Below are 16,575 nucleotides of genomic sequence, written 5' to 3' on the forward strand. Positions count from 1 at the left end.
ACTGCAAAAAATAATTACCAAAAAATATACAAATATTTCAATAAGTTAGGTACTTCCCTCGGTCTCCCCCCTTGCGGGGGCACGGCTAGCGCAAGATTCCTCTAGCGTCAGAGTTTTTGAAATCGGTTAACGGTTAACATGGACATTCCAGCAACAGAGACAAAGGCAGCATTTGCAAGGCGCATCGGGCGCTCCAAGCCTTATGTCACAAAACTGATTTCAAAAGGCTTACCGTTAACCGATGACGGAACGCTTGTAATAGTTGAAGATGCTTTGGCTTGGATTGAAGGAAATATTGCAACCGGTAAGGGTGAGAAGAATATTGATCTTGTAACGGCTAAGGCGCGATTGACTCTGGCGCAGGCGGAGATGGCCGAATTTGCATTGCAACGTGAACATGGTCGCTATGTTTTACGGGACGAAGTGAAACTTGCCGCTCGCGCTTTTGGTCGCGCACACCGCGACGCAATGCTTAGCTTTGCTAATCGTTACGGCGCGTCAATTGCTGCCAAGGTGGGGTGCGATCCTGTTTTACTGACAAATCAGATAGAAGCAAATATGCGCCAAGCCTTAACGGAGGCAATCGGCATTCCAGTTCCATATAGCGATGAAGAGGATGATGCAGAATGAATATCCGCATTGATCCCACTTTACTCAATGGTGCTGCGCTATTCACCATCAATGCAAACGAGGCGCGGCAACCTGACCCGCCTTATACCGTATCAGAATGGGCTGATAAGAATCGCTATCTTTCAACAGTAGCAAGTGCGGAGCCGGGCTTATGGCGTACCAGCCGCACACCGTATTTGCGTGAGATAATGGATAACCTATCCAGTTATTCAAGTATCCAAACAACGGTGGTCATGAAAGGGGCACAGATCGGCATGTCCGAGGCTGGTTTGAACTTCTGTGGCTATGCCATCCATCACAGTCCGGGACCGGCACTATATGTCATGCCAACGGTCGATACCGTTAAAAAGCTTTCTAAGACACGCCTTGACCCGATGATCAAGGCAAGCCCTGCCCTATCGGAACGCATTGCACCGGCACGTGCTAGAGATAGCGGCAATACAATGCTTGCTAAAGAATTTGACGGCGGCGTTTTGATGTTGACTGGTGCAAACAGTGCAGCAGGTTTACGTTCAATGCCTATCCGCTATCTAGTGCTTGATGAAGTAGATGGCTATCCGACGAGTGTTGATGAAGAAGGTGACCCAGTCATGCTGGCCATTAAGCGTACGGCCAACTTCATGCGTCGTAAAATATTTGAATTGTCGACTCCGGCCAATAAAGGGTCAAGCCGTATTGCTCAGGAATTTGAGAAGGGTGACAAACGATATTATAACGTGCCATGTGATGCTTGCGGAACGTTGCAGCCTATCGTTTGGTCTCAAATCCGGTGGGACAAGGGAAAACCAGAAACGGCCCGTTTTGTTTGCGCTCACTGTGGACATGAGCATGAGGAACACCGCAAGTCCGATCTAATGGATGAGCAAAACGGTGCGTGTTGGATACCGACGAAGGAATCAAGCCGCAGCAATTTACGATCTTATCACATCTCCGCTCTTTATTCGCCATGGTACACATGGGCGGAATGCGCCCGCGATTTTATTGACGCCGAAGATCCGGCAAAGCTGCAGCCTTTTATAAATACCGTCCTTGGCGAGCCTTGGGAAGATCGTAGCGGTATTACGGTTGATGCTGAATCACTCTACAATAAGCGTGAGGACTATACATTACTGCCGCCGCGTACAGTCATATTGACTTGCGCCGTTGACGTGCAGCCCGACCGCTTAGAGTTAGAGGTTGTGGCATGGGGACGTGGTGAAGAAAGTTGGAACGTTGATTATCAAGTTATACCCGGCGACCCGTCAAGTGATGAGGTTTGGGAACTGCTTGACGAATATCGTAAAAAGAAATGGCCGCATCCCGCTTTTGATAATGGCATGAAGATCATGGCGACAACGATTGATACAGGCGGTTCCAATACGCAGTCAGTCTATAACTATGTCCGCACTCGTGAAGGCCAACGTGTGTGGGGCATAAAAGGTATGGCGGGAGCGCGACCTGTTTGGCCAAAACGTCCGAGCCGCAACAATAAGGGCAAAATCAACCTTTATATTGTTGGTGTTGATTCTGCTAAAGACACTATCATGGCGCGTTTGAAAAAGGTTGGTTCTGGTGCATCAGGCGCTGGTGCAACTCATTTCCATGCCGACCGAGACCTTGAGTATTTTGAACAGTTAACAGCGGAACGTAAAGTCACCCGCTTTGTCAAAGGCTTTAAAAAAGTTGAATGGGTCAAAGGTGATAAGGATCGTAACGAGGCTCTTGATGTACGCGTCTATAATTATGCCGCTTTGCAAGGGCTTTTATCTGCAGGCATTGTTCTTGATCGAGAGGCAAATATGATTGAACGAAAACTACAAGAACGTGGCATTATTTTAGAAGAACAGCCTGATACAGAGTCAGTTGAGCCAGATCACAATAACGAAATTGTTGTGAGTCAAGACGATGACACTGCGAACAGTCGTGCAATGCTTTCGCCCGTCTCAACTGCTAAGACAAAAAAGAAGCGCAACCGTGGCGTTAAGAAAAGTTCCTATATGGGTTGAGGCATGTGATGTGACTGATCGTTTAACTGAATTAAAAAAACGTCGTGCCAGTTTGGAAGCGTCCCTATATTCAGGGGCGCAGTCAGTGCGTCATGGTGATAAGCAAGTTAACAACCGCTCCGTTGATGAAATCAAGAAGGCTTTAGAGGGCCTTGATCAAGAGATCGCAGTTATTGAAGGTCGTCGTCGGTCTAAGGTTGGTTATATCAATGCAGGTCGTGGCTATTGATGGTTGGTATGTTTAAAACGGTGACCAGGCGAATGGCTGATGCTTTTCGCATTTCAAGTGGTTCCACGCCTCATTTTGAGGCGGCAAGCCAAGGCCGTCGTATGCGCAATTTTAATCCGTCGAAAAATCATATCAATCGAGCAATTGAAGCAGCAGGAGATACGCTCGTTGCTCGGTCGCGCTGGCTATATGATAACGAAGGCATCTATGGCTCTGCCGTCGACGAATGGGTTTCTGCTGTTGTAAGTGACGGTATTAAACCTCATCCACGTATCAAGGGATTTAAGAAGGAAAAGCGTGAGCTTTTGGATCTGTGGTGGCAATGGGTTGATGAAGCTGATTACGAAGGTGAGAGCGATTATTATAGCATGCAAGCAACCATTGCTCGTGAAGTCTTCATGGCTGGTGAATGCTTTGTTCGGATGCGTATTGTTGATCCATTAGAATGCGAAAGTGTTCCACTACAACTTGAAATTTATCCAACTGAAATGCTGGATTTAACATATGATTCACCAGCAGAAATCGAAGGTAATTATATTCGTATGGGGATTGAATTCAATCCCGAAGGCAAACGTGTTGCTTATCATTTTTGGCGCTGGCATCCCTATGACGATAAACCAAACTCCTTATTTGCGATTGATCCACGAGAGCGAGTGCGCATACCCGCTGAAAATATCATTCATGTAAAAGAGCGTCGCCAAGCCAAACAGCTACGCGGATCGCCAAAGATTACAAGATCATTGGTAAAATTATTCCAGCTTGAAGCTTATGACGACGCGGAACTTGATCGTAAGAAAACAACTGCGCTGTTTACTGCCTTCACGGTAGGCCGTGGTGATGTGCCGCTGGAACTACAATATGATGAAGATGATAATGATCTTCCTGAAATGCAGCCCGGTGCGGTGGTCGATCTTGGTGAAGATCGTGATGTGCGTTTTGCTACACCGGCGGAAGTTGGCGGCTCTTACGAACCATTCCAATATCGCAATCTCCTAAAGATATGTGCCGGATTGAACATGCCTTATGCAGTTGTGACTGGCGATGTGACACGTGGCAACTTCTCGAATGTTCGCACCGCAATTATTCAGTTTCGCCGTCACGTAAAACAATGGCGTGGCACTGTTGTTGGTTTTCAATTGAACCGTATCATCTGGCGGCGATTTGTAGAGGTTGCTGTTATGTCTGAAAACATAAAGCTTCCTGATTTTGAGATAAATCCTTTACCTTGGATTCAATGTGAAAGCTTCGCGCCGCCTCTTGAAATGATCGAACCAAATAAGGATATTGCGGCAGAGAAAGATGAAATTCGGGCTGGTCTCAAAACTCGCACAATGGCTCTTAACGAGCGTGGTTATGATCGCGAAGACATTGATGCAGAGATTGAAGAAGAGCGTAAGGATGCTAAGACACGCGGCTTAACCTTCGATACTGATATTGCTGCCGCCCCAGATCAAATCGGACAAAATGGTGACCAACCTTTGGATGAAGAATATGAATCCAATCAAGGTAGCGAGGCACATAATGACAATGGGGGCGGTGGCGATGAAACAGCCTGATCTTCCTCACATCGTTTCAAAACTTTTTCAAACACCACACATGGTGCAGGCCGGTAAGCTGGACATTATTCTGACTGCGTTACAGTCTCGATTGTTCGATGGCGGAAAATTGCCGGTCGGTGCGTGGTATGACGCTGATGATGATATTGATAATACACCGCCTGAAGCTTATAGCGTCCGACGCGGTGTTGCAATCATTCCAGTACATGGCACACTTGTCCGACGCGGCGCATGGCTTGGCTCTTTGTCAGGATTGACGTCTTACGAAGGTTTACGATCCAGCTTTTATGAGGCAATGACTGATCCAGATGTGAAAGCTGTTCTGCTTGATATTGATAGCGGTGGCGGTGAGGCCGGTGGTGTTTTTGATTTGGTTGACGAGTTCAAACGGTTGTCAGTCAAGCACAACAAACCTATCTGGTCTCATGCAAATGAGAGTGCATGCTCTGCGGCTTATGCAATAGCTTGTGCTGGTGAACAGATATGGGTTGCTCGAACCGGTGACGTTGGCTCTATTGGTGTTGTTTGTGCCCATGTTGATCAGTCCAAAGCTGATGAAAAAGCCGGTATTAAATGGACATTTATTTTTGAAGGCGACCATAAAACACATGGCAATCCTCATGAACCTTTGGCGGACGCTGCTCTCGAAAAAATTCAGGCCGATTGTCACATTCTTTATGAGATGTTTGTTGATCAAGTTGCGAACAGTCGTGCAATGACTTCTGATTCAATTCGCGCTACAAAGGCAGAGACTTTCATAGGAAAGCGAGCCGTTGAATATGGTCTTGCAGACTATGTTGGAACATTTGAAGAAGCTTTGCAGTCGCTCGTCTTGCGAGTCAACAAAATGTTGACAAAGACAACAGTGACTATGAAAAGGAGTAAAGGCACATGGGTCGTCGAAACCGTTACCGCGCAGAAAACCGCGAAGAAGAACTCGAAGACGAACTGCAGAATGAAGAGGCGGAAAACGAAAACGAGAACATTGACGCAGAAGACGACGAAACCGATCCAAATGCAGAAGATGAAGATGACGACATCAACGCAGAAGATGACGAACTTGACCCAGATGCCGAAGGTGAAGACCTCGACCCTGACGCAGAAGACGAAGATGAGCCGAAAAGCAAACGCGCTAAAGCTGTCCAAATGAGAGAGCGACGCCGTAGTGCCGGTCTTACACAGTTAGCTAAAATTGCCCGACGCTTGGGTGTCAAATTTGATGCTTCTGCAGCTATTGCAAACGGCACAAGCCTTTCTCGTGCAAAGACACGTGTGTTGAATGCTGCGGCAGCTCGAGACCGTAAAATGAATGTTTCTCCACATACTCCAAATTCAGAGCGTCGTTTTGGCGGGGCGTCAAGGGCTCAAACAAAAGCGATGTGGAAAAAAGCGAAAGGTAAAAAGTAATGGGAACTGTTCTTCATGAAGGCCGGTGGCCCGGCGCTTATATTATCAGTGATGACCCTCATCTCTCCCGTGAAGAAGTCACCTTTGCCTCCGGTGCGGTAATTGCACCAGGAACGGTGATGGGAAAAATCACAGCAAGTGGCAAGTATGTTCCGCTCGATTTTGCGGCAACAGATGGTAGCGAAGTCGCCGCCGGTATTGCTTATGACAATGTCGATGCTTCGGCAGAAGATCAGAGCGCAACCGTTACGGTGCGTCAATCTGCTGTCAAAGAATCCCAACTTATTTGGCCCGAAGGTATTACCGAAGCACAATTGACAAGTGCTATCGCCGCCTTTGAAGCTGCAACAATTATTCTGCGCTAAACGGAGAAACGCACATGCATATGAATGTTTTTAACGACGACGCCTTCTCCGCCGTCAGTATGACGGAAGCGATGGAGGATTTTGATTTTAAACCTGATTTGATTGGGTCTCTTAATCTTTTTGAAGATGAGCCTATTTCAACCACTCATGTATCAATCGAACGCCGTGGCAATGAACTGCGCCTCATCAAAACCTCGCCACGTGGTGCGCCATTGGAAGAAGGTGATCGCGATCAGCGCAATATCCGCTTGTTTGAAACGGTACGTATTGCCAAGGGTGATACCATTCAGGCATCTGAAATTCAAAACATGCGTGCCTTTGGTCAGGAAAGTGAACTTGAAACGGCCATCAGCTTTATTTCTCGCAAACAGGATAAGCTGATCAATGAAATCGAACTGACATGGGAGAACCAGATGTTCGGTGCCATTCAAGGTGTTGTACTTGATGCTGATGGTTCTGTTATTGTTGATTGGTTTAAGGAATGGGGAATTAAAGCTCCATCAAGTATCGATTTTCAATTGGATAGCGAAAGCACTAATGTTGAGGGTATTTGCCGCAATATTATCCGTAAAATGCAAGTCTTGTCTAAAGGCTCCTTCCGCAGCGGATCACGCGTAATCGGTCTTTGTGGTGATAATTTCTTTGATAAGTTGACCAGTCATAAGACCATTCGTGAAACTTATCTGAATACACAACAGGCGCAGACACTTAATCGGGCCTTTGGTGTTGCAACTCAAGAAGCACTGCAATCTGGTAGTTATGCAGTCTTCGATTATGGCGGCATCACATGGATCAATTACCGTGGTGTGGATGATTATGATGAAAAGGCACAGGCTGGAACGCAGCGTGCCCTTGGCATCAAACCTAATGAAGTGCAGTTTATTCCGGTGAATGCACCGGGGGTTTTCAAGAAGGCTTTTTCTCCAAGTGAAAGCTTTGAATTTGTAAACACAATGGGACGCCCACTTTACTCGCTGATGCTCAGCGATAAGGATCGCAACTTTTGGGTACGTCCGGAAGTTTATTCCTATCCACTATTCATCTGCACTCGTCCTGAAATGCTGATGAAAGGTGTTACCTCGGTCAAAAAGTAAGGCGGTAGCCATGTGGGACGGTCTGCTTGATAAAATGACGGAAACTATCCGCGATACATTTGGGCAGACTGTCACTTATACCCGTTTTGACACTGGTGAGATTTTTGAAATCCAAGCGATTTTTGATGTGACCTATTCACAATCAGAAGCTGGTGGATCTGTGCCAACCATGATTCCTATCAAGGAACTGGACGTGCGGATTAAAGATTTAGGCAACGTTCCTCCCAGACCAGAAGACCGCTGCCTTATTGATCGAACGCAATATCGCGTCACAGACATAAAACCAACAACCTCTGGCATGTGGAAAGCAGTGCTACGTGAGGTCAATTGATATGAGGTTTTGAATGGAGCATCCCCGCCAAATTATTCGACAGACGATTGTCGAGATGATTACGGCTGGCGCCACTCTTGCCGGTAATCGTATCTTTGATAGTCGTGATTTTACACTTAGCACAAATGCTACACCTGCAATTATCATCCGAACAACCAATGAGCGCTTAGAAGATTCAGAACAGCAAGATTTTGGTCTTCGCCGTCGCGTCATGACAGTTTCAATTGAGTGCTATCATACAGGCGATGGTGGCGCGATTGCTGTTGATGAAATGGCTTGGCAGGTTGAAAATATTATTCATGCAGATCCAGTCTTAAAAAACAAAGTTGAGTGGTGCCGCTTACTCGATACCACCATCGATTTTGCTGATGATGGAAGCATGGCACTTTATGTGGCAGCTTTGAATTTTGAAGTGATTTATTGCACCCATCTTTATGAAAAAGGTGGAGAACCACCAGTCACCATTCTCATCGGCTTTGATCCTGATACAGGAGTCGGCAATGAAGATCATTACGTTGGTGAAGATGATCTGACGGAGGTGTCAGATGTTTGAACGTCGCGATAATGAACTGACCGATCTCAAACGCCGTGTCTCCAATCAGGTTATTATTGGCAAGATTAGCCAGGTTGATCATAAGAAAGCACGTTACCGGGTCAAATTCGGCGATATAGAAACGGACTGGATTCCTGATACGCAGGCGCGGTCTGGTGGTACAAAAACGTGGGAAGGTCGTGATATTGGCGAACAGGTTATTGCTGCCTCCCCTTCTGGTGATTTGTCACAGGCTGTTATTGTTGGCTCAATACATACAGATGCAACGCAGGCTGGCGATAAAGGCAGTTTGCACCGTACCGTTTATCCTGATGGCACAACGCTTGACTATGACGATCAAGAAAAAAGCTATAAATTGTCGGTTGCCGAAGGCGGGTCTTTTGATCTGCTGATCAGCGGTGGCGCAAGTATTGGTGCGAAGGGTGGTAGATTGACCTTCAAGGCACCAGAAGGAATCGACTTTGATTCCGATGGCGATCTAACCATGAAGTCTCGTGGCGGACTTAACGTTGAGACATCGAAGGCTATCAACACACGTTCACCAAAATTCACACATAATGGGAAAGATACCGGATCAACACATCAACATAAAGATGTGCGCCGTGGCTCTGAATTGACGGGAGAACCGCAATGACGACCGGCATGAATAGATACACAGGAAAGCCGCTATCTGGTCTCGACCACTTACGTCAATCCGTCATTGATATTCTGACCACGCGTGTCGGACTACGAGTGATGCTCCGTGATTATGGTGGCAATGTTCCCAATCTTATTGATAATCCAACAAACCAGTTTTTTGCCGTTGATCTTTATGTAGCTGTTGCAGAAGCTTTGACACGATGGGAGCCGCGTATCAAGTTACAGCAGATTGTTTACAAACTATCTGGTGATGGCAAAGTCGATTTTAGTTTTGACGGTATCTATCTTCCTGACGGAAAACCATTGAAAATGGAAGGGCTGATCATATGACGACGATCCCTTATTTCCGTACAATCGACCTAACCGGTGTCCCCTTCCCTGATTTTATCGAAGAATTTTCGTTTGAAGAAATCAAAGCGGAAATGATTGCGCATCTTTTACGCTTGCAGCCCGATTATATCGTTCTGGAGAGCGACCCTGCCATTAAAGTTATTGAGGCAGCAGCTTATCGTGAAATGTTGCTACGGCAACGTATCAACGATGCTGCTCGTGGTAATACAATTACGCAGGCACAAGGAAATGATCTTGAGGTCATCGGCGCTTTTGTTGGGGTTGAAAAGTTGGATGGCGAGGATACAGAGCGTTTTCGCTCACGTGTTCAGCAAGGTCTAACGAGATTGGCGGCTGCAGGGCCTCGTAACGCTTATATTGCGCATACCATGTCTATTTCAACGGATATAATTCATGCCGGTGTTCATAGCCCTGCACCTGGTGAAGTTGTTGTCACTCTTCTAGCTTTTGAAGATGTTGATGAAGCGAGTAAAAATGAAATAAAAATTGGAGCCGCATTGTTTGAACAGCCAAGAGACAAGAAGCGTATTCTTACTCGATCTGGTTCAGATATCATCGTCAATGTTCGCAACAAACTAAATGAAAACGATATTCGTCCTTTAACTGACATGGTTACGGTGCGTCCTGCCGATGTCATTCCTTATGACGTTTCAGCAAGGCTTGTTATTTATCCGGGGCCTGATGCTTCTGTTGTTAAAAACGAAGCATTAAAGCGACTGAATGCTTATCTGCGTTCAATCCGAAAAATTGATTATGACGCAACACGCTCCGGTATTATCGCCGCACTAAACACTCCGGGCGTTCAAAACGTTATTCTTGAAACACCGACGCAAGATATCCACTGCGGACCGTATAACATCGCTGTTGCGACTGATGTTGTTGTGGAAGTGGATCGTATCGATGTTTGAAACCATCCTTCCCAACAATGCCACCCCCTTTGAAAAGAACCTCGAACACGCGGCTAATTTTGCCGATATGCCGATTGGTAATCTTTCTCATCTGTCTGACCCGTGGACGATTGATGCACGCTATTTGCCATGGTTGGCCTATCGTTTTTCCATTGAGATATGGAATGACAACTGGTCTGAACAAAAGAAACGTTCAGTTATAGCCAAGGCCATTGAATTACAGCGCATCAAGGGCACTGAAAAAGGCTTGCGTGAATATGTAGATCTGGCTGATGGAGAGGTTAAACAGATCGTTGTGCCACCACAGCGCACATATTTGTCTGCCGGCATTAGCAAAGATCAGATGGATGACTGGTTGCGAACTATGCCGCAAATCCGCGTCCATATGGCCAGTAAAAAAGGGGATGCCAAGGGTTTTTCTTTTTATGGGAAAAGCTTTCTGAACCATTCATATAGCCGTTATTCTATGGGACCGGTACTTTATGGCCGTGATGCAAGGCTATGGGACAAAGGCATTGAAACGCCGCTTCAAGTTATAAATTTAACAACGGCAAAAGAGCAGCGTAAAAGCATTCGTGTTGAGCGTTACAGCATTTCAGGCGATGCAGGTCGAGCCGCTTTCTACAATAAAAGCTTTATCAGTCATGGCTTTTTAGGCGGCATAAAAAAACAGGCTGAATTAGTCACCATTCGTCAAGACACTGAATATGAACACAGCCAGTCTCAAGTAACATTGCAATCGGCTGTGCCATCGTTACAGCCTATTAGCATTCGTTCCGAGCGTATATCGGAAGAAGGCAACGCTGGTTATTCGGCCTATTGTGGGCGTTTCCTCGGTCGCAATTTCTTAACACGCTCAAACGCTGAATGGATGATGTACGACCGAATTGTGCTACATGACCCCAACCGTGCCACGCCACGATTGAAATCATGGTCATTCTTTGGGCACTCCCGACTTGGAATGCCACCTTACAATGCAGAAGTGGTTATCGACCTTAAAGACAAGAAACGCTACAAATCAGCCTATTTCAATAAAGGCTTTTTGAACGCCGCGTTTCTTTATGCCGACGACCAAAACCGGATTAAAGAAGTCCATTCATCTGTCGTCATATCAAAAGCCACACGCGACAAAATTCTAGTCACACATCAACTTCAACGCCGCCGTACGTTCGCTGATGGACTGCCACTTGATGGCTCCATTACCTTCGATAGTTACGTCCCTTACCGCCTTTAGGAGCGCAAAATGGAAAGAAATGTTATTTTTCACGAAAATCAGGAAAACCTTGATACCGATATGAACAATATCGGGGCATACGCTCGTGATTCTATTGACCACGTTGTTCATGATGCAATTGATTCAGGTCGCAAGTTTTGGAACTTTCCTGTTGTCAAAACTGGACCACTAGAGGTCAATGTAGGCGAAGGCCGTTATTATAACAACGGCAAGGTATTCATCCGCAACGATGATGGTGGTGTTACACTTCCTCTTGCTGATTTTGCGCCTGCGGTCACGAAGAAAATCATTACAATTGCTGTCTGGGGCAATGAAGTTGAAACGGATATGAAACCCGTCAACTTTTTGACCAATGTTGATACCGGCAAAACAGAGTCAAAGGTTGTGGCTCGTACCAGCTTACGTTCGGCTGAAATCAATTCGGTGCCAGGCTTAGAAAATGCCAATCCGCAACCACCTGCTTTGGATGCTAATGTTCTGGCCATTGCGTACGTCACAATGTCTCCAAGCGGTATTGAAGAAATCAAGATGGTTGAGGACAATCGTATTGTTTCATCTTCAAAAAATGCAGCTGCTATCAAACAAATCGACGGATGGATGACATCAACCGGCAAGCGTATTGATACACTCGACACCGATATGGCTGCGCTCGCTTCTGGTATTAAAGGAACGGTTCGCCAAGAAGAGTTTTTCAACGCAACCGCTGATATTGCCCGTATTAAAAATAAGTTGGAAATGCCCGATGGTCTTTCTTACTGGGCGGCAGATCACTTCTTGTCACGCGAGCAATCCGATACTGACAGTGAACACCCTGATACAATGTGTAAGGTTGAAGAAGGTTTGCGCTTTTCCAATCATGCAGAACGGCAGGCCAATATCAATCTACTGAACCCTCTCGAACCGCGTGTAAAGCTGACAGGTAATTTTGCATTACCTGATTATAAGCCGCGTGTTCGCCTTGATCTTTCGGGTAAAGATGGTGAGATTATCCTTTCTCAATATCCAATTCAAACCCCTGCTTTGGTTGAAAAAAAGCGCAGCCGGACGCGGTTAAGGTATGGTGGAACCATGTCTGTTTGTACCAATGCCGCTTGGTGGCGTTCTGGCTCTTATGATCCAGTTACAGGCATTTTCCGTCGAGCTGGCGAGACATGGGAAGTTAATCCAGAAGATCGTGGCCGTACCGGCATCAATCACCAAATGATACGTGTTACACAGTTTTGGTATGATTCTTATACAGAAGCTTATTGGGAAGCTGTTGTTGAAGAATTCGGTGTTCGTGGCGCAATTGCTGGTCAAAGCTTTTTGAATGCACAAGACGGTTGGCTAACCAATATTGATCTTTTCTTTTCTCAAGTTGCTGCAACCGGTGATATTCATGTCATGATCACTGAAACGACCAATGGTGCGCCTGATCTTAAAAAGATCATTTCCCGCGTAACGCTTCCTGTTGACAGCATACAGGTTCATCCAAAAGCAACCAATATCCCTATTGGCCCAGTATTTTTGACTAAAGAACGCTATGCTCTTGTGCTTGTGACAGAAGGTAGTCACGTTGCTTGTACAGTTGACGGCAATAAATATGGTCAAGGCCAATATTTCTATAGCGGCGATGGTGGTGGCTGGTTTATGGGCGATTCAAAGATCGACCTTGCCATGCGACTTTATTTTGCAGAATTCACATCGACACGTGCCGAGGTACAAATTGAATCTTGGCTGCTCGATGGTGGAATTGTTGCGGTTGACATTATGGCAGAAAGCTATGTTCCAGAAGGCTGTGAATTAGCGTGGCAAATCAGAGTAGATGGCAATTGGAGAACCCTTGGCTCCGGTGAAGGCAACCTTCTAAATGGCCTTGTACCACAATACGAAGCCCGTGTTGTATTTATTGGAACAACTGACCTTATGCCTTCACTGACTTTTGGTGCAGCATCTACAATAGAAACATCAAGGCCGCGTACAGACTACCGCCATGTTACCAAACCACGCATGTTGGAGGCCCCTGTTAATATAATCGAGGTTCGACTTCGTTTGGAATCATGGGAAAAAGAACGCCATGATTGCGTGGTTGATCTATTAACTGGCGACGGTTTCAAGACACCTATTGCAGCAAGTAACTTTGAAGACCGCAAAACAGAAGATCCGGCAGCAATCGAACGTCGGTTCTATTTTGATGTCGAAAATATCAGCGCTTACAGACTGCGTACCAAAGGCACCACCGATAATGTGATGGTTACTTATCACGTTGCCGAACGTGTCGATATGGCCCGAATGAGCAATTAAAGGAGATTACCAATGGTACAAAAAAAATACGATGAGAACGCTTATTACATTGTGAAACTTAAAACGCCCGTCAATTTAAACGGACGTATCTTGTCACCGATTAACGAGCATACATTGCTCGGTAAAATTGCTGCAAAACTCGATCAAGAGGCTGTTGAGGATGCAAAAATCAAACAGTAGATATCTCGCCTATGAAGTAAAACCTTCCGAAGCTTTCACTGCGCAGAGGATGAACGGCATCTTTAAAGATATGGATGCCCGTTTAACCTCTGTTGAGGACAAAAAGGTTAGTTTTGAAAATAGTGAAAAACAGCTTCTCGATCTTGGTCTGCGTCGTATCAACGAGATATTGGGGCCGGCGGCAGAGCGTATTCAAAAAGTGTCGGAACTCGGCTTTCTAATTGCGTCATCAGCTTCGCAATTAGAGGTCAAGGACGGTGAGATTGTCTCGGTTCATTTGGTCAAGGGTGAGCAATCCGATATGTTCACGCCATCTCCCTTTGTGGCACTGACAAGACGTTCAACAGTCAATGATTATGCAATTGGGCAAACAATATATTACGACCGTGATCAGGCTCGTCTTGATGTGCGTATTGTTGCGGTTTATGGCAATGCTGGTCCCCATGACGATTGGGACGTTTCAGCGCTGGCCGGTGCTGCGATGGCATCAGTCAATGCGCTGTTTGAAACTCGATCAATTCGTGATTCTGTTGAAAGAGATCGGGCATCTATTGCTGGTGTTAAAGATAATGTTGCGTCTGATTTGGTTAAAAGTACAGCCGAGCGTAAAGCGGCAGAAGTGGCAAGAAATAAGGCTGATAATCTATTAGCTGATTTTAAAAGTCGCTATCTCGGTCCGCTAGTGAATTTACCACTTGATGTGCCTGTAGGTACTTTGGCTATGGATATAGGGCAAAAACCCAATATCATGAAACAAATGACCGAAACAGGTTGGGCGCCAACGGTAACAATCTCGATCGGTGGCTCAAGGCTACAAATCTTTATTGCCAATTCTGACGACACTACTGGGCCATTCAAGGTGGATGGCGGTTTTAGTAATGGCGCGGTGTTTGTTAATGGTGTGATGCTTTTTGATGGGCATGGTGTAACGTTTGACACGGGAGAAGGTAGCTTTACACTTGATCACGGGGTGCGCAAAGGATCGCAAATCGTTTTTCAAGGTACATTAGCAAATGATGTAACAGACATTTACACGAAACAGGAATTAGACCGCTTATTATCAGAGCATGAAAAGCGTATCCGAATACCAGTCGGCTTTGAAGGTTTTATTGAAGATACATTGCCTCCTGATGGATGGCTCGTAGCTAATGGTAATCTACACAACATCACTGCCTATCCTGATCTTTCTAAATGGTGTGGCACTAAATGGGGTGGTGATGGTATCAAAACTTTTGCTGTTCCTGACCGACGCGGATTATTTCTGCGCGCATTAGATAAAGGTCGCGGCATTGATACTGATCGCATTCTGGGTTCAGAACAGGAAGATGCCATTAGAAACATAACTGGGGCTTATGGTGGAAGTTCTTGGGGTTATATTGATCCAGGAAGTGGGGCAATAGCAACATACTATTCAAGCAGAGATGGTGGCTCTTATACTGCTAATGGTGGTGGTAGGCACGGTTTAACTTTCGACGCTTCTCGTGTCGTCCCCACGGCCGAAGAAAACCGCCCCCGCAATGTTGCCCTTCTCCCAATCATAAAATATTGAGGTTTATTATGTCCGTATGGTTCAGAAATCCTGATGTCATCTTCCCTACAATTTACAATTATCATGCCGAAACGGGCGAATATCTAGGCGAAGGTTACTCTGACCCGTCGCCGCTAGAAGAAGGTGTGTTTGCTGACCCTGCTCACTCAACACGTATTACACCCCCTACTTTCAAAGATAAACAAAAGCCGATATGGAACGGAAAAAACTGGCTGGTGGTTGCTGATCATCGCGGCGAAACGTGGTTTGATAAAGATGCTAATGAAGTTGTGATAAAAGAACTTGGCAATCCCGCAGATAAAAGTCTGTTTTCTAAAAAACCGTATATTCCAGAACCTGCTCCTACAATGGAAGAACTGTTAGCTTACGCCGCCGACAAACGCTATCAGATTGAAACAGCCGGTATTACGCTAAAGGGTTTTAAAGTTGCTACAGATGATCGCTCTAAAACCTTGATCACAGGATTGCGCATAAAGGCCGAGTCTGACCCTGCCTATACAACCGAATGGAAAGGCGAAGACGGTAAGTTTGTAACCATTGACGCTAAAACTGTGATCGGGATTTCTAATGCAGTGCTTGAGCATGTAGCCCAATGTTTTACCCAAGAATCAATCATTGTGGAACAGATCAAACGTGGTGAGCTTGCCACAGAAAAGCAGATTGATGAAGCATATGGAGTACTGGCATGAATCCGGCAGAACGTCTCGCACAAGCAGTAACCGAAATAGGAACAATTGATGAGAAATTTGTTCATACCTTTCCTGCTGGAACAATACTTATCGGTGCCTTTACACAGCCACCAGTTGGATATTTAAAAACACATGGCGGTGCATACAGCAGAATAAAGTATTTAGATTTATTTGAAGCTATTGGCACAACATTCGGAGCCGGTGACGGTAGTACAACTTTTAATGTACCAGATACCCGAGCATACACTATTCGTGGGTGGGACGCGGGGCGTGGTATTGATGCTGGACGTACTTTCGGTAGTTATCAAGAAGATGCGATCAGGAATATTACGGGTAGTCTATCCGCAGCAGGCGCAGCGGCTTGGCAAGGTGGGGATGGCGCTATTTATCTTGCTGGAGATAAAGTAAGAAATCCTGCTCAATCAAGCGGGCTAAATTCAACAGGACTAATTTTCGATGCTTCGAGGGTTGTTCCTACTGCCTCCGAAAACCGTGTTAAAAACATCGCCCTATCCTTTTTTATAAAATACAGTGGCTTGGCCTCGCCCCATGGGGGGGGGGGGGGGGGGGGGGGGGGGTAAAATTCTCCTTT

At 45.9% G+C, this 16,575-nt stretch carries 19 protein-coding genes; all 19 read left to right on the top strand.

The window, feature by feature from the left end; all coding sequences use genetic code 11:
- The first annotated feature begins 138 nt into the window (after positions 1 to 138).
- Genes ACYZ97_RS06010 through ACYZ97_RS06100 form a run of 19 tightly spaced genes read left to right on the top strand, consistent with a single transcriptional unit; the run spans position 139 to position 16,564 of the window.
- Positions 139 to 630, top strand: coding sequence for a hypothetical protein (locus ACYZ97_RS06010; RefSeq protein ID WP_473300554.1), 492 nt, complete (start codon positions 139 to 141; stop codon positions 628 to 630).
- Positions 627 to 2,615 (top strand): phage terminase large subunit family protein, encoded by a 1,989-nt coding sequence (locus tag ACYZ97_RS06015; protein WP_473300555.1) that lies wholly within the window; start codon positions 627 to 629, stop codon positions 2,613 to 2,615. The genes ACYZ97_RS06010 and ACYZ97_RS06015 overlap by 4 nt, the downstream gene beginning before the upstream one ends.
- 10 nt (positions 2,616 to 2,625) lie before the next feature.
- Positions 2,626 to 2,844 (top strand): phage head-tail joining protein, encoded by a 219-nt coding sequence (locus tag ACYZ97_RS06020; RefSeq protein WP_473300556.1) that lies wholly within the window; start codon positions 2,626 to 2,628, stop codon positions 2,842 to 2,844.
- Positions 2,844 to 4,400 carry a phage portal protein gene (locus ACYZ97_RS06025; RefSeq protein WP_473300557.1) on the top strand — a complete coding sequence of 519 codons (1,557 nt, stop codon included), beginning with the start codon at positions 2,844 to 2,846 and terminating at the stop codon, positions 4,398 to 4,400. Before ACYZ97_RS06020 ends, ACYZ97_RS06025 begins: the two co-directional genes overlap by 1 nt.
- Positions 4,387 to 5,550, top strand: a complete 1,164-nt coding sequence (locus ACYZ97_RS06030; RefSeq protein WP_473300558.1) for a S49 family peptidase — start codon at positions 4,387 to 4,389, stop codon at positions 5,548 to 5,550. The genes ACYZ97_RS06025 and ACYZ97_RS06030 overlap by 14 nt, the downstream gene beginning before the upstream one ends.
- On the top strand, positions 5,547 to 5,807 hold the full coding sequence (locus tag ACYZ97_RS06035) for a hypothetical protein (RefSeq protein ID WP_473300559.1): 261 nt from the start codon (positions 5,547 to 5,549) through the stop codon (positions 5,805 to 5,807). Before ACYZ97_RS06030 ends, ACYZ97_RS06035 begins: the two co-directional genes overlap by 4 nt.
- Positions 5,807 to 6,172, top strand: coding sequence for a head decoration protein (locus ACYZ97_RS06040; protein WP_473300560.1), 366 nt, complete (start codon positions 5,807 to 5,809; stop codon positions 6,170 to 6,172). Before ACYZ97_RS06035 ends, ACYZ97_RS06040 begins: the two co-directional genes overlap by 1 nt.
- A gap of 14 nt (positions 6,173 to 6,186) precedes the next feature.
- A complete protein-coding gene (locus ACYZ97_RS06045; protein ID WP_473300561.1) occupies positions 6,187 to 7,266 on the top strand; it encodes a major capsid protein in 1,080 nt (359 codons plus the stop codon).
- A 10-nt stretch (positions 7,267 to 7,276) separates the two neighbouring features.
- On the top strand, positions 7,277 to 7,597 hold the full coding sequence (locus tag ACYZ97_RS06050) for a head-tail joining protein (protein WP_473300562.1): 321 nt from the start codon (positions 7,277 to 7,279) through the stop codon (positions 7,595 to 7,597).
- Positions 7,598 to 7,610: 13 nt separating this feature from the next.
- Positions 7,611 to 8,150 (top strand): hypothetical protein, encoded by a 540-nt coding sequence (locus tag ACYZ97_RS06055; protein WP_473300563.1) that lies wholly within the window; start codon positions 7,611 to 7,613, stop codon positions 8,148 to 8,150.
- A complete protein-coding gene (locus ACYZ97_RS06060; RefSeq protein ID WP_473300564.1) occupies positions 8,143 to 8,784 on the top strand; it encodes a phage baseplate assembly protein V in 642 nt (213 codons plus the stop codon). Before ACYZ97_RS06055 ends, ACYZ97_RS06060 begins: the two co-directional genes overlap by 8 nt.
- A complete protein-coding gene (locus ACYZ97_RS06065) occupies positions 8,781 to 9,119 on the top strand; it encodes a GPW/gp25 family protein (protein ID WP_473300565.1) in 339 nt (112 codons plus the stop codon). Before ACYZ97_RS06060 ends, ACYZ97_RS06065 begins: the two co-directional genes overlap by 4 nt.
- Positions 9,116 to 10,048, top strand: a complete 933-nt coding sequence (locus ACYZ97_RS06070) for a baseplate assembly protein (protein WP_473300566.1) — start codon at positions 9,116 to 9,118, stop codon at positions 10,046 to 10,048. Before ACYZ97_RS06065 ends, ACYZ97_RS06070 begins: the two co-directional genes overlap by 4 nt.
- Positions 10,041 to 11,282 carry a phage tail protein I gene (locus tag ACYZ97_RS06075; RefSeq protein ID WP_473300567.1) on the top strand — a complete coding sequence of 414 codons (1,242 nt, stop codon included), beginning with the start codon at positions 10,041 to 10,043 and terminating at the stop codon, positions 11,280 to 11,282. Before ACYZ97_RS06070 ends, ACYZ97_RS06075 begins: the two co-directional genes overlap by 8 nt.
- Positions 11,283 to 11,291: 9 nt before the next feature.
- Entirely contained in the window at positions 11,292 to 13,565 is a 2,274-nt protein-coding gene (locus tag ACYZ97_RS06080; RefSeq protein ID WP_473300568.1) for a hypothetical protein, read from the top strand.
- A 12-nt stretch (positions 13,566 to 13,577) separates the two neighbouring features.
- Positions 13,578 to 13,745 (top strand): hypothetical protein, encoded by a 168-nt coding sequence (locus tag ACYZ97_RS06085; protein WP_473300569.1) that lies wholly within the window; start codon positions 13,578 to 13,580, stop codon positions 13,743 to 13,745.
- Positions 13,726 to 15,294 (top strand): phage tail protein, encoded by a 1,569-nt coding sequence (locus tag ACYZ97_RS06090; RefSeq protein ID WP_473300570.1) that lies wholly within the window; start codon positions 13,726 to 13,728, stop codon positions 15,292 to 15,294. Before ACYZ97_RS06085 ends, ACYZ97_RS06090 begins: the two co-directional genes overlap by 20 nt.
- Positions 15,295 to 15,302: 8 nt before the next feature.
- Positions 15,303 to 15,983 carry a DUF4376 domain-containing protein gene (locus ACYZ97_RS06095; RefSeq protein WP_473300571.1) on the top strand — a complete coding sequence of 227 codons (681 nt, stop codon included), beginning with the start codon at positions 15,303 to 15,305 and terminating at the stop codon, positions 15,981 to 15,983.
- Positions 15,980 to 16,564, top strand: a complete 585-nt coding sequence (locus ACYZ97_RS06100) for a phage tail protein (protein ID WP_473300572.1) — start codon at positions 15,980 to 15,982, stop codon at positions 16,562 to 16,564. The genes ACYZ97_RS06095 and ACYZ97_RS06100 overlap by 4 nt, the downstream gene beginning before the upstream one ends.
- Positions 16,565 to 16,575: the final 11 nt, after the last annotated feature.

It is taken from the genome of Bartonella sp. bp_1 (assembly GCF_055808085.1).

What these genes read in the sequence shown, in the direction of transcription:
- ACYZ97_RS06010 (WP_473300554.1), top strand. Translation starts at nt 139, where the DNA reads ATGGACATTCCAGCAACAGAGACAAAGGCAGCATTTGCAAGGCGCATC.
- ACYZ97_RS06015 (WP_473300555.1), top strand. Translation starts at nt 627, where the DNA reads ATGAATATCCGCATTGATCCCACTTTACTCAATGGTGCTGCGCTATTC.
- ACYZ97_RS06025 (WP_473300557.1), top strand. Translation starts at nt 2,844, where the DNA reads ATGGTTGGTATGTTTAAAACGGTGACCAGGCGAATGGCTGATGCTTTT.
- ACYZ97_RS06030 (WP_473300558.1), top strand. Translation starts at nt 4,387, where the DNA reads ATGAAACAGCCTGATCTTCCTCACATCGTTTCAAAACTTTTTCAAACA.
- ACYZ97_RS06035 (WP_473300559.1), top strand. Translation starts at nt 5,547, where the DNA reads ATGAGAGAGCGACGCCGTAGTGCCGGTCTTACACAGTTAGCTAAAATT.
- ACYZ97_RS06040 (WP_473300560.1), top strand. Translation starts at nt 5,807, where the DNA reads ATGGGAACTGTTCTTCATGAAGGCCGGTGGCCCGGCGCTTATATTATC.
- ACYZ97_RS06045 (WP_473300561.1), top strand. Translation starts at nt 6,187, where the DNA reads ATGCATATGAATGTTTTTAACGACGACGCCTTCTCCGCCGTCAGTATG.
- ACYZ97_RS06050 (WP_473300562.1), top strand. Translation starts at nt 7,277, where the DNA reads ATGTGGGACGGTCTGCTTGATAAAATGACGGAAACTATCCGCGATACA.
- ACYZ97_RS06055 (WP_473300563.1), top strand. Translation starts at nt 7,611, where the DNA reads ATGGAGCATCCCCGCCAAATTATTCGACAGACGATTGTCGAGATGATT.
- ACYZ97_RS06060 (WP_473300564.1), top strand. Translation starts at nt 8,143, where the DNA reads ATGTTTGAACGTCGCGATAATGAACTGACCGATCTCAAACGCCGTGTC.
- ACYZ97_RS06065 (WP_473300565.1), top strand. Translation starts at nt 8,781, where the DNA reads ATGACGACCGGCATGAATAGATACACAGGAAAGCCGCTATCTGGTCTC.
- ACYZ97_RS06070 (WP_473300566.1), top strand. Translation starts at nt 9,116, where the DNA reads ATGACGACGATCCCTTATTTCCGTACAATCGACCTAACCGGTGTCCCC.
- ACYZ97_RS06075 (WP_473300567.1), top strand. Translation starts at nt 10,041, where the DNA reads ATGTTTGAAACCATCCTTCCCAACAATGCCACCCCCTTTGAAAAGAAC.
- ACYZ97_RS06080 (WP_473300568.1), top strand. Translation starts at nt 11,292, where the DNA reads ATGGAAAGAAATGTTATTTTTCACGAAAATCAGGAAAACCTTGATACC.
- ACYZ97_RS06085 (WP_473300569.1), top strand. Translation starts at nt 13,578, where the DNA reads ATGGTACAAAAAAAATACGATGAGAACGCTTATTACATTGTGAAACTT.
- ACYZ97_RS06090 (WP_473300570.1), top strand. Translation starts at nt 13,726, where the DNA reads ATGCAAAAATCAAACAGTAGATATCTCGCCTATGAAGTAAAACCTTCC.
- ACYZ97_RS06095 (WP_473300571.1), top strand. Translation starts at nt 15,303, where the DNA reads ATGTCCGTATGGTTCAGAAATCCTGATGTCATCTTCCCTACAATTTAC.
- ACYZ97_RS06100 (WP_473300572.1), top strand. Translation starts at nt 15,980, where the DNA reads ATGAATCCGGCAGAACGTCTCGCACAAGCAGTAACCGAAATAGGAACA.